This is a genomic window from Gemelliphila sp. 1F1, from assembly GCF_056897515.1.
Window position 1 is genome coordinate 16,448 of sequence record NZ_JBXHBE010000003.1, and the last position, 12,240, is coordinate 28,687.

At 29.0% G+C, this 12,240-nt stretch carries 12 protein-coding genes; 1 reads left to right on the forward strand and 11 read right to left on the reverse strand.

The annotated features are described in order from the left end of the window. Positions 1 to 152 precede the first annotated feature (152 nt). The gene (locus AC1XWJ_RS03945) at positions 153 to 737 is read right to left on the reverse strand and encodes a flavin reductase family protein (protein ID WP_483334602.1); all 585 of its coding nucleotides are present in this window, start codon (positions 735 to 737) and stop codon (positions 153 to 155) included. A 1-nt stretch (position 738) separates the two neighbouring features. Continuing rightward, complete coding sequence (yaaA, locus tag AC1XWJ_RS03950; RefSeq protein ID WP_483334603.1) at positions 739 to 1,473, reverse strand: peroxide stress protein YaaA; 735 nt, start codon at positions 1,471 to 1,473, stop codon at positions 739 to 741. Positions 1,474 to 1,626: 153 nt separating this feature from the next. Between yaaA and AC1XWJ_RS03955 the strand changes: the two genes are divergently transcribed. After that, on the forward strand, positions 1,627 to 2,256 hold the full coding sequence (locus AC1XWJ_RS03955) for a superoxide dismutase (RefSeq protein WP_483334604.1): 630 nt from the start codon (positions 1,627 to 1,629) through the stop codon (positions 2,254 to 2,256). Between the two features lie 39 nt (positions 2,257 to 2,295). Here the strand turns inward: AC1XWJ_RS03955 and cysE are convergent, their stop codons facing one another. The 9 genes from cysE to AC1XWJ_RS04000 form a co-directional block, all read right to left on the reverse strand. Beyond that, on the reverse strand, positions 2,296 to 2,823 hold the full coding sequence (cysE, locus tag AC1XWJ_RS03960) for a serine O-acetyltransferase (RefSeq protein WP_483334605.1): 528 nt from the start codon (positions 2,821 to 2,823) through the stop codon (positions 2,296 to 2,298). After that, positions 2,823 to 3,731, reverse strand: a complete 909-nt coding sequence (cysK, locus tag AC1XWJ_RS03965) for a cysteine synthase A (RefSeq protein WP_483334606.1) — start codon at positions 3,729 to 3,731, stop codon at positions 2,823 to 2,825. Before cysK ends, cysE begins: the two co-directional genes overlap by 1 nt. A gap of 168 nt (positions 3,732 to 3,899) precedes the next feature. Beyond that, positions 3,900 to 4,238: a zinc ribbon domain-containing protein YjdM gene (locus AC1XWJ_RS03970; RefSeq protein ID WP_483334607.1), complete on the reverse strand. Its 339-nt coding sequence runs from the start codon at positions 4,236 to 4,238 to the stop codon at positions 3,900 to 3,902. 370 nt (positions 4,239 to 4,608) lie between these two features. After that, positions 4,609 to 7,056 (reverse strand): Rib/alpha-like domain-containing protein, encoded by a 2,448-nt coding sequence (locus AC1XWJ_RS03975; RefSeq protein WP_483334608.1) that lies wholly within the window; start codon positions 7,054 to 7,056, stop codon positions 4,609 to 4,611. Positions 7,057 to 7,387: 331 nt separating this feature from the next. Continuing rightward, positions 7,388 to 8,434, reverse strand: coding sequence for a hypothetical protein (locus AC1XWJ_RS03980; protein WP_483334609.1), 1,047 nt, complete (start codon positions 8,432 to 8,434; stop codon positions 7,388 to 7,390). A 52-nt stretch (positions 8,435 to 8,486) separates the two neighbouring features. Continuing rightward, on the reverse strand, positions 8,487 to 9,704 hold the full coding sequence (locus AC1XWJ_RS03985; RefSeq protein ID WP_483334610.1) for a lipid II:glycine glycyltransferase FemX: 1,218 nt from the start codon (positions 9,702 to 9,704) through the stop codon (positions 8,487 to 8,489). A gap of 17 nt (positions 9,705 to 9,721) precedes the next feature. Further along, complete coding sequence (locus AC1XWJ_RS03990; protein WP_483334611.1) at positions 9,722 to 10,387, reverse strand: C39 family peptidase; 666 nt, start codon at positions 10,385 to 10,387, stop codon at positions 9,722 to 9,724. A 58-nt stretch (positions 10,388 to 10,445) separates the two neighbouring features. Next, complete coding sequence (galE, locus tag AC1XWJ_RS03995) at positions 10,446 to 11,465, reverse strand: UDP-glucose 4-epimerase GalE (protein WP_483334612.1); 1,020 nt, start codon at positions 11,463 to 11,465, stop codon at positions 10,446 to 10,448. A 214-nt stretch (positions 11,466 to 11,679) separates the two neighbouring features. Beyond that, positions 11,680 to 12,213 carry a DUF948 domain-containing protein gene (locus tag AC1XWJ_RS04000; RefSeq protein ID WP_483334613.1) on the reverse strand — a complete coding sequence of 178 codons (534 nt, stop codon included), beginning with the start codon at positions 12,211 to 12,213 and terminating at the stop codon, positions 11,680 to 11,682. Positions 12,214 to 12,240 lie beyond the last annotated feature (27 nt).

A 12,240-nucleotide genomic window follows, 5' to 3' on the forward strand; every position in this document is an offset into this window, starting at 1 on the left:
AAATAATTTTATATTCTTTACATTTTCAATAAAATATACGACTATAAAATAAAAAAAGAGAAAATAAACAAGAAAATTTTCTCCAATATGTTTATATATTTTTAAAAAATTAAAACTGTTGTTAAAATATAACAACAGTTTTAATTTTTTATTTAACTACAACTACTAGTACCATTTTCAACAAAATCCCCAAGAGAAGCAGTTTCATCTTTTAAAAATCTATATACTCTCTTGTCAGAATCACCAACAAAGTGCACAGTTCTAACTTTTTCACCTAATAATTTTCCATCTTCCGATAAAAGATTTTCATCTACTATACGACGTTTAATTTCTCCTATTATATGAGTATAGCCACTATCATCTATTATTTGTCTAACCTCACACTCTATTGATAAGAAACATTCATCTACTAAAGGTGTATCAGTATATTTACCAATAGTGTAAGGTAAATCCGCCTGTTGCAGTTTATTATGACTGCTAAAGAAACCACAAATTTCTATTTCTGCCATTAAATTTTCGCAAGGTAAATTAACACTAAATTCACGATATTTCTTTATATATTTTGTTGAGCAGCTATCCGATTTCAAACATATAGTTATTGTTTTACCCAAAGTATATGAAGAACTTGTTGTTGTCGCATTGTACTTAAATTTATCATCTTTATATCCTATAAGTATAACCGGAAAACCATAATACAGTTTCTCCGCATATATCTCAACCTTATTTTCACCAAACATATTAATCTCCTCTTCTTGCTACAAATATAATTTTCTTATCACTTGATAAATCTTGTCTAAAAATATAATCATCAAATTTTAATTTTTTTATTTGATCTAATGCCGTAACATTATTTTCTACTAATTTCGTAACAAAACGTCCTCTAGCTTTTTTCGATATGGTAGAATGCGTCTTTAGTGTTCCGTTACGTTCTTCTTTAAATATTATTTTCACAAAGTTATCTCTAACATTTTTCGAAAAAACTTCTTCAAATTCACTAGATAGCAATGATATAACTAATTCCTCATCTTTAATAAAATTATCAAAAGCATCTCGCCAACAGGATTTTAAATTTTTATTATTAATTTTAATATTTTGTAAGAAATCTAATCTATGTTCTGAAATCTTATCATACACATTTATAATACCATAGAGTGAAGAAGTAATAAAAACATTAGATTTTAAATATTTTCTTTCTTTGTTAGACAAATCAGACCTTTTTATACTTCTATACATCAAACCATCAAACAAAAATAATGCTTCATAGCTATATGTACTTTCGTTAAACAAATTTAAAATTCTATTTCGTTCAATAATCGCAGAATCATATTTTATTTTATAAATTTCTGCTAATTGATCTATATCTAACTTATTTATTTCCTCAAGAATTATTCTACTATTTGTAGATAATTCTTGAAATTGATATTTCTTAGCCTCGGTATTCATTTCTTTAGCTGTTGGTATTAAAATTTTCATAATATCTCTCACAAATTTTTACTCTTTCTAGGTAGTAATTATATACAAAAATTATGTATTTTGCAATTAATCTACTTGATAGGCAGATATATTGTAAATATATACAATTTTTTTTATAATATATTTAAGATAATATATTTCGGAGGAATAAAGATGAAATTTGAATTACCTGAATTACCATACACTTATGATTTCTTAGAACCTGTTATTGATGCAAAAACTATGGAAATACATCATAGCAAACACCACGCTGCATATGTAAACAATCTAAATGCTGCATTAGAAAAATATCCAGAACTTGATTTCAAATGTCCAGGACAACTTATGAGAAACATAGATGACATTCCAACAGATATCAAACAAGCTGTAATCAACAATGGAGGAGGTCACTTAAATCATTCTCTATTTTGGAAATCTCTAACTTCACCAGACTCATCTAAATTTGAAGGAGAAATCAAAGAAAAAATAGACAATGAGTTAGGAGGATACGATAAGTTTGTTGAATTATTTACTACAGCTGCCACAACTAGATTCGGAAGTGGTTGGGCTTGGTTAGTAATAAATAAAGATGGAAAACTTGAAGTAATATCAACTTTAAATCAAGATTCTCCACTACTAGAAGGAAAACGTCCATTATTAGGACTAGACGTTTGGGAACACGCATACTATTTAAATTATCAAAATCGTCGTCCAGACTATATCAAAGAATTTTTCCGCATTATTAATTGGGATGTAGTTAACGCTAGATTAGAACACGCTAGAAATTGCGGATGTTCTAGATAAATAACTAATAAAAAAATAACTGTATCTAGTATGATACAGTTATTTTTTTTGATTAAGTTTTACATTAGGAGGGATATCGTAAACTATAGCATTATCTGGTACATCTTTTTTTACTACAACATTTGCTGCTATCTTAACATTATTTCCTATAATAATATTACCTAAAACTTTTGCTCCTGCCCCTATCATAACATTGTTTTTTACAGTAGGATGCCTTTTTAATGGATCAAACTTAGTTCCGCCTAAAGTAACACCATGGAACATAGTAACATTATCACCTACTTCAGCAGTTTCTCCTATAACTACTCCCATTCCATGATCAATAAATAATCCCTTACCTATTTTGGCTCCCGGATGAATTTCTATTCCCGTTAATCTTCTTGCTCTCTTAGCAATTATTCTCGCCATAAGAGGATGACCAGATTTATATAACTTGTGAGCAAAGTAATGATAATTAAGTGCTTTTATATGTGGAAATGTCCAAAATACCATCCATTTTGATTTAGCACTCGGATCTTCTTTTAGTACCCTTTCTAAATTATACCTTAAACTCGAAAAAAATTTCATTATTCTTCTATATACTTAACATCATCAAATTCAAACATTGAGAAATATTTATCAGATCCATCAGGAAGAACTGTAACTATAGTTTTATCAGGGTACTTTTCAGCTACTCTCTTAGCTCCAAGTATTGCAGCTCCAGAAGAGATTCCAACTCCTATTCCTGTAGTTCTCATAAAGTTCTTAGCTTCTTCTATAGCTTCATCACTAGTTATTGTTAATATATCGTCCATTAAGCTACTGTCAAAATTCCCAGGAACAAACCCTGCTCCTATACCTTGTATTCTGTGAACTCCTCCTACACCTTCTGAAATAGCCGGTGATTCTGCTGGTTCTAAAGCGATACCTAAAATATCGGCATTATGTTCTTTTAAATGCTTTAAAACTCCTGTAAATGTTCCACCAGTACCTATCCCCGCAACAAATACATCTACATTAGGTACTTGTTCTAATATTTCCTCTGCTGTAGTTTTATAATGGTAATTTGGATTGGCTGGATTATCAAACTGACTTAATATAATTGAGTTATCATACTTTTCTACAAGCTCTTTAGCTTTTTCAATAGCTCCAGACATTCCTAGTTCTTTAGGTGTTAATATTAATTGTGCACCATATGCTTTAATCAAAGTACGTCTTTCTATACTCATACTATCAGGCATTACCAAAACAGCTTTATATCCCAACATAGTAGCCAATAAAGAAATTGCTATACCCGTATTTCCACTAGTAGGCTCTATAATTAAAGTATCTTTATTTAATTTTCCTTGTATTTCCGCCTCTTCTAACATACCTAGAACTGCCCTATCCTTGACACTTCCACCTAAATTATACTTTTCTAATTTAGCATAAATATTAGTTTCTTCTATTTTATACATAGGGGTATTACCTACAAATTGTAATGACGAATGTTTCATAATACGAACCTCCATTTTCTTTTTTTCAATTATATCACATTTTATTTTTGTTAAACAATATTTTGTTTAATAATATAAAAAATAATCCAAAATTTTCTAAAAATTGTATACAAATTTTAGATATATTAAATCTAATTAACAAAAGTAGAAATTTTGGATTATTTATAATTATATTTTTTTTACAAATTCTGATTTTAGTTTCATAGCTCCAAAACCATCAATTTTACAATCGATGTTATGATCTCCATCAACTAAACGAATATTTTTTACACGTGTACCCATTTTTAAAACAGATGAAGCTCCTTTAACTTTAAGATCTTTTATAACAGATACAGTATCTCCATCTTGTAATATATTTCCATTAGCATCACGGTAAATCTTCTCTTCCTCTATACTAGATTCTTCACCGGGAATCCACTCATAAGCACACATTGGACAAACAAGCATAGCACCATCTTCATATGTATATTCAGAATTACACTCTGGACAATTAGGTAATGTTGTCATAATATCCTCCATAAAATTTACTAAAATAATTTTATCATAAATAATTCAAAAAATCTAGATAACAGCTAAACTTTACCCAATATAATCAATTATACTATTTCTCTTAATCATTAATAATTTATAATAAACTATTCTAATTTCATATCTAAATTAATTATATTATATTGATATCCAATATAATTTTTTGATACATTCATTATGAAGTTATAAATATCAATATTATTACAATAAATTTAAAAAAATTAATATATTTAACTATATAAAATATTATAATCATCACAGTTTTATAATTTAATATTTTAATATAAAAAAGGCAAATTCCATTGAATTTGCCCTTTTATAAATTTTTGATTTATAACTTACAAATAAATTATTTGTTTTTGTTACGACGCTTAGTTACAACAAGAAGTAACGAACCTATTAACATACTTGCTCCGATAGCAGTCAAGCCAACTGAATAACTTTCTCCTGTATTAGATAGTTTTCCTTGTTTTGCACCTAATTTATGATTCTTTGAAGTAACTAAATCTGATGCAGAAATTGTATCTATTGATCCATCTGGATATGTAATAGTTGCTTTTCCATCTGATCCTACTTCTACTTTAGTATTCGGCGGAAAATTATCTTTGTTAGCATCTACAATCTTATCTTTCACAATATTTTTCTCATCATCTGTCAAGTTTGTAATATCATCAACTTCTGTTATTTCTGGAACATTAGGAGTAATACATTCTGCATCTGTAACAACTCCTACATCTTTTTTATTATCTACAACTTTTACTGTTACATTAATTTCTTCTGTTGAGTTATCTGGATATGTAACTACAACTGTTGCTGATTTATCCCCTACTGAAGTTGTATCTACTGGTGTTTTGAACGATACTGTTGTTCCTTTTGGTAAGTCTCCAAAGTTTTCTATAGAATTTTCTACTTTTGGTATTTCATTCAATCCTACTGATTGGTCTTTTCCTACCGGTTCGTTTTTATCTGCGTCTGTTCTGTTGTCTACAACTTTTACTGTTACGTTAATTTCTTCTGTTGAGTTATCTGGATATGTAACTACAACTGTTGCTGATTTATCCCCTACTGAAGTTGTATCTACTGGTGTTTTGAACGATACTGTTGTTCCTTTTGGTAAGTCTCCAAAGTTTTCTATAGAATTTTCTACTTTTGGTATTTCATTCAATCCTACTGATTGGTCTTTTCCTACCGGTTCGTTTTTATCTGCGTCTGTTCTGTTGTCTACAACTTTTACTGTTACGTTAATTTCTTCTGTTGAGTTATCTGGATATGTAACTACAACTGTTGCTGGTTTATCCCCTACTGAAGTTGTATCTACTGGTGTTTTGAACGATACTGTTGTTCCTTTTGGTAAGTCTCCAAAGTTTTCTATAGAATTTTCTACTTTTGGCATTTCATTCAATCCTACTGATTGGTCTTTTCCTACCGGCTCGTATGTATCAACATTTAGTTCTGTTACTGTAATCGTTACTGGGACACGTTCGGTCATTGTTCTCCCTGTTTCAGGGTCTGTGTAGGTTACAACAACTGTTGCTTTAACTTTTCCAGCAAAAGTTGTGTCAACTGGGGCTTCCCATTCAAATGTCGCATTATCTGGTAAATCACCAACATTAGAAATGCTATCTTTCGGCATTACATCTGTATTTTTAGTAACAGTACTGTCTTGCCCTTTTGCTTTATTTATCTTGATAGTTTGAGTTGGTATTAATGTATCATCAAGTGGAGTCCCCTGAGGCATGATATAATAAATATAACCTAGTTTCCATACATTGTTCGGGTCTTCAGGGTCTATACCTAATTTTTTAGCATTCTCTATAACCTCTTCTTCAGAGAAGTCTTGACTATATCCCATCGCTGATCCCTCTGGATAAGATACCGTTACTGCTCCGTCATTAGCAACAGTTACTTTTGTTCCCTCTGGTAAGTCAGGATTTGCTTTACGCACATTTTCTTCAACCATTGCTTTTTCTGCATCCGTTAAATTTTGTGAATCTACTACTGGTTCTAAGACTGGTAATTTTAACACATAGATATTCTCCTCTTGTGACCAAGGTTGTGTAAAACCATCGCTACCTAGCAGTCGACTAGAACCATCTGCATTGACAGCAGCTGTGTCTACATGGCTATACAAAGCAGCATCTTTCGCCAATTCACGAAGATCACCTATAGCTTCTCCTGTTACATAAGTTGTATAGATATATTGAATAGTGGCTATAGCATATTTTTCGGCTTCAGTTATATTATTTGGATCTATAACCCTTATCTTTTGATGTGGTTCCAAACCATAAAAATCAATCATATGACGTATCCACTGTGCCTGAGATACAATATTCAATACTTTATCGTGTGAAACAATTACCGGATCTGAACCATCTGTAAAGTAAACTTTTAATGTTAAATTTCCAAAACGATTATCCGTATCTTCTGTGCGTTCACCATTCATTTCATTACCTGGCTGAACATATCTGTAATATGTATTTTCAGCAATCTCTATACGATCAATTGGTAATGTAGGATTCTCAGCTTTTAGAGCTTCTGTCAATTCATTAATCACACGTTCATTAATTATAACTTTACTGACAGAACTCCATGTAGTTTTTACTTTATTTTGTAATTCTGCTATTTCGTGTGTTTGCGCTGCTTGAGCATATTGAATATTTAAAATAATATCTTGTGGTATCATAGCACCAAATAATGCTAATCCAATAAGTACAGAGCCAGCACCATTTTTAAATTTTTTAATAGAAAAACGTTGTTTTATTTTTTCAGTTTTATTTTTTTCCTCTTTGGTATTCATTAAATTTTCCTCCTTTTATACTATAAAGATATAGTATTATAAATTAAACATAATTATCCAAATTATACTACCACTCATACTTTTTGTCAAATAGATTACTTACATAAATAAGAATAAATTAAACTAAATTTTATACTCTAATTCAGCCCATAAAAAATAAAAACAAGCGAACAAAACCATAAATAGGACTTTATTCGCTATATATTGTTTTTATACCTACTAAATTAATTATATAATTATGATAAAAATATTTAAAAATAATTTTCTATAAATATATATTAATTTAAAGTTTATATTATCTTTAATGATATTTTAAAATATAAATTATAACCTATTTAAATATTATTTTCTTTCTTGGTTCTCTTACCATATATTTAGCTAAATATTCTGTATAATAATTATTTTCATTACGCTTATCTATTAATGTAGCTCCTTCTAGAGCAGATTCATAAGATTCTTCACTAAGTGGAGAAGTAGCTATCATATATTTTAATATCGGCATATCTTCTATAGTATCAAATATCATTGCTCTATATTTTTCTGCTAATTCTTTCGCATAATCAATATCTCCTACTATTACTGCTACTTCAATAAAGTCTGTAATATATACTACTAAATCTAAATCTTGCTCAATGTACGATACTGCTTTAGGTAATAATTCTTTCGCCTCTTCATAGCGTTCTAACGCTATTAAACTTTTCAAAACATGAGAATAAGTAATATGAGGAACTTCTGCACAAGTTAACTTTCCATCTAATATAGGTTTAGCAATTTTTAATGCTTCTTCATATTCTCCTACAAAACAATAATAATTCACTTGTTCTGTTATTTCGCAAGCTTCACAATCACTCATTACATCATCAGAAGACTCTTGCCATAGTTTATAGTTTTCTTTTGCTTGTTCTATTTGACCCATATTAATATTTTGAAGCATTATAGTTTTGTAATACATAGCCAAACTAATATTAAGATTTGTGTAGTAATAATGCATCATATCATTAGCACTATCTATCATTTCTTTGGATACCGACATAGAATTTGGTATATCTGGTAATATCCATTTAAAATACCACATATAATCATACAATTTATAGTACAAACTTTCTTTCTCTTCTTCATCATCTATACTATTAAGTTTTGCTACTGTATTTTCTACTAATTGATATAATAATCTCATTCTTCGCTCTGCAGAAATTTTTGTACTAGAATAATCTTCATCAACTATTAGTAACTCTGATAGAACCATCAGTAACTCCATATCTTCTTTTTCTTGGATTTCTCCAATTTTCTCATAAATATATTCTTCTTTCTCTATTTTTGTATCTAATTTTTTTATAAAATCAACTATTGCTACTGCTTTATCTCTTACATTTGACATAAAAATACCTCCTTTTTATGTTAATTATAACATAAAAAGAAGGTGATAATTGTTATTTTTTTATTAATGTTAAAATTTTTCTTCTCAGTGGAATACCATAGTCATACATAAATTTATACACTTTATTAATTACGTAATCAAATTCTCCATAATGTTCCACTATATCTGGATTAAATTTCGATTTAAATAATAATAGATTATCTTCCAAACTACCTTCAACTCCACCAGTAGAAAAATGCGTAACCCCAAAATCATAAGCCTTTTGCATAGTTTCTGCATAAACTTTATATTGTGCTGGTAATTTAGCAAGTCTATTATCCATACCCGCATAAATCATTTCGGCACTATTACCAGAAACTAAAGTAAATGAAGCACTTATTATCCTCTCTCCAGTGAAACCATCTTTTAATAAACTTGTAAATAAATCGAGTAATTTATTAGCACTATCTTTCTGTTCTTCTAATTGTCTTCTTTTCTTAGGAGAATTTTCTCCTAAGATAACAAGTTCTTCATCTAAACTAGATAGTTTTTGTTTACAATTTATTATAGCCCTATCTATATTTATATAAGACACAAAAACTAAACAATTATCTCCATATAGTCTGAGAAGTTTTTCAAAATATTCTTTACTTCGTAAAATTATACCTTTTCTTTTCTCTGTACACTCAATAGCATACATAAAATCATCTAATTTATCTATACCTACTCGTCTAACCTCTACGAATTTTTTATCTGCATCACGAATAAGTCTACGAGTATCTTTAGGAAATTTGTCAATTATATTATCTTCTAATTGAGTAACAACCTCAAATCTTGGTTGTATAGTATCACTCATATTAAGTGTAAAACCTTTGTGAACAAATCCCTCTTCTTTAAATACTTTCAAAATATAATCTTTTTTTGAGCTATATTCCGCTTCTTTAAAAACAGATAATTTCGCCATTTTAACAACTTCAGGAATATCAACCTTTAATAATTTTGCTCCGTTAGAACGAGCATATTCTTTTATCTTTTCTAAAAATTTTCTAAACAATAACTCATTATCATAATCTAAAACAGGACCTCTAGCTATGTACCAAAGACCTTTTCTAACTAATATTTGCGCTACAGCAAAAATATCATCGTTATCAACTAAAGCAACTCTTCTAAAATCCCAAGAATCACTTTTTACTTCTACCCATTCAGGAGTTTGGAAGATATTACTATATATACTACTTTTTAAAAATTCATTATACTTATCTATATCTAAATTATCTACAAAATACACCATATCCTCCTTAATAATAATTAACGTATAACTAAAGATTTACTTCCGTACGCTCTATATTTATTATAAAAAATATTTTTGTCTAATTTTCTTTCTCCCAAAGCGGGATCATTTATATACCAATTTTGTTCGTCATAACCTACTACTAATACTGCATGCAATCCAGAACTAGAATATATAGGTTCACTATCTGTTAATATAGCAATATTAGTAGGATCCCAAGAGTACCAAACTAATACTGGATTTCCTAAAAATACTTCTCTTTCTATCTCTTCTAAAGTTAGACTGTTAGCTACATAAGATTTAGACCTATAATCTTGGACTTTTCCTATTAATGCTTCTGGCCATATAGTCGGAACTGTTCCATTATAATATTTAAAAGAATACATATCTCCCATAAATCCTTTACGAGGATCATAAATAGTAGGTATATTCTCTATAAATTTATTGACATCCATACTTATACCTTTATAATCAAAAGCCATATTAATACTAACACACTCGCATCCCATAGGTATAAAGTCAGGGGATAACTGACTAAATACTGGAACCGATAACTTATAATTATTTGGTTGCATGCTAGGTTTGTGAATCTGGGTAAAAAACTGATCATAATTAGCATTACTATTCTTAGAATTGACAAACATCAACAAAAAAAGTATAAGCAATATTTTTCTCTTAGTCATTATAACCTCACATATATAATATAAATAAAATGGGGTATCTCATTATACCCCAAAATTTTTATTTAAATCCATTTGGATGTTTACTTTGCCATCTCCAAGAATCAATACACATACGTTCAATATCAAATTCTGCTTTCCAACCCAATTCAGCAAAAGCTAGAGAAGAATCTGCATAACAAGTCGCTATATCTCCAGCACGTCTAGGTGCAAGAACAAAAGGCAACTCTCTACCGATTGCTTTATTCATATTTTTTACTATATCCAAAACAGAATATCCATTTCCAGTTCCTAAATTATAAACTGAAACTCCCGACAAAGGTTCTAGTTTTTTTAGAGCTGCAACATGACCTTTCGCCAAGTCTACTACGTGAATATAGTCACGAACTCCTGTCCCATCATGTGTATCATAATCTGTTCCAAAAACATTAACTCTTTCTAATTTACCTACAGCCACCTGTAAGATATATGGTAACAAATTGTTAGGAATTCCATTAGGATCTTCTCCTAAATCTCCACTTTCGTGCGCTCCAATAGGATTAAAATAACGTAACAAAACAATATTCCAATCATTGTCTGCACTATAAACATCTTTTAATATTTCTTCTAACATAAGCTTAGTTCTTCCGTAAGGATTAGTTACTGATAAAGGAAAATCTTCCTTAATAGGAACTTGATGAGGATCACCATAAACAGTTGCTGAAGAACTAAAAATTATATTTTTACAGTTATTTTTTGCCATAACTTCGCATAAAGATACAGTTCCTGCTACATTATTATCATAGTAGGTAAGAGGTATTCTACATGACTCTCCTACTGCTTTTAATCCTGCAAAATGTATAACTCCAAAAATATTTTTTTCTTTCTTAAATATTTCATCCATTTTATTAGCATCTCTTATGTCAGCATTATAAAATGTCAAATTTTTCCCTGTAATTTCTTGAACTACTTGTAAACTTTTTTCACTAGAATTGTATAAATTATCTACTACTACAACATCATATCCAGCATTCAATAATTCTACACAAGTATGAGAACCTATATAGCCAGCTCCACCAGTTACTAAAATTTTTCTAGTCATAATAAACTAATCTCCTTATTATAAACAATTTCTGCAATTAACTATTTTTATAATATATAATCACTAAAAACTAATACATTAATTTTATAGCATTATTAGTTAACTGTCAAATTTTCTTATTATCTACTAAAAATAGTTCTCATAATATTTTACAAAATAAAAAAATTTAAAATAAAGTATTATATACGCAAAACTTTATTTTAAATTTTTTTATTTATTTATCTTCTTTAGAATCTTCACTATCAATATCAACTTGAATTTCTACTGATTTATCTTTTTTTAGAAACTTGCTAAGAAGACCATTTGCTTTACTTACACTATCTTTTCCTTTGTTTACTGCACTATTTATCTTCTCATCCGTATCTTTCTTGAAGTTAGTAACATTATTTTTCATCCCTAAAACAGAATCTTGTAAAGAATTAACTGACTTAACTAAACTTTCTGTTGAATCAAATAAAGGATTTAACTTTTCAGATTTTTCTTGAAGATCTTCAGCTAAAATATTAGTATTTTGAAGTAAAATATTTGTCTCAATCATTATAGGTTCTAGCTGTTGTTCTACTTTCTTTACAGTTTCATTAAGATCTTGTGCTAAATCTAGCCCATCTTCTGCTATTTCTGTAAAAATACCTATTGATTTTCTAACGCGTAACAATGTAATAGCACCACTAAAACAAATTATAAGAATACCTAAACCTGACAAAAATATTCCTGCATAAGCTAGAACTAACCAATCTATATTCGGCATTTCTATACCTCCTCTTTATATATTAAT

Excerpts from the sequence above, each read along its gene's own strand:
- cysE (WP_483334605.1), bottom strand. The coding sequence starts at position 2,823 with ATGAAATTTTTTTCGAGTTTAAGGTATAATTTAGAAAGGGTACTAAAA.
- galE (WP_483334612.1), bottom strand. The coding sequence starts at position 11,465 with ATGACTAGAAAAATTTTAGTAACTGGTGGAGCTGGCTATATAGGTTCT.
- cysK (WP_483334606.1), bottom strand. The coding sequence starts at position 3,731 with ATGAAACATTCGTCATTACAATTTGTAGGTAATACCCCTATGTATAAA.
- AC1XWJ_RS04000 (WP_483334613.1), bottom strand. The coding sequence starts at position 12,213 with ATGCCGAATATAGATTGGTTAGTTCTAGCTTATGCAGGAATATTTTTG.
- AC1XWJ_RS03970 (WP_483334607.1), bottom strand. The coding sequence starts at position 4,238 with ATGACAACATTACCTAATTGTCCAGAGTGTAATTCTGAATATACATAT.
- AC1XWJ_RS03945 (WP_483334602.1), bottom strand. The coding sequence starts at position 737 with ATGTTTGGTGAAAATAAGGTTGAGATATATGCGGAGAAACTGTATTAT.
- AC1XWJ_RS03975 (WP_483334608.1), bottom strand. The coding sequence starts at position 7,056 with ATGAATACCAAAGAGGAAAAAAATAAAACTGAAAAAATAAAACAACGT.
- AC1XWJ_RS03985 (WP_483334610.1), bottom strand. The coding sequence starts at position 9,704 with ATGGTGTATTTTGTAGATAATTTAGATATAGATAAGTATAATGAATTT.
- AC1XWJ_RS03955 (WP_483334604.1), top strand. The coding sequence starts at position 1,627 with ATGAAATTTGAATTACCTGAATTACCATACACTTATGATTTCTTAGAA.
- yaaA (WP_483334603.1), bottom strand. The coding sequence starts at position 1,473 with ATGAAAATTTTAATACCAACAGCTAAAGAAATGAATACCGAGGCTAAG.
- AC1XWJ_RS03980 (WP_483334609.1), bottom strand. The coding sequence starts at position 8,434 with ATGTCAAATGTAAGAGATAAAGCAGTAGCAATAGTTGATTTTATAAAA.
- AC1XWJ_RS03990 (WP_483334611.1), bottom strand. The coding sequence starts at position 10,387 with ATGACTAAGAGAAAAATATTGCTTATACTTTTTTTGTTGATGTTTGTC.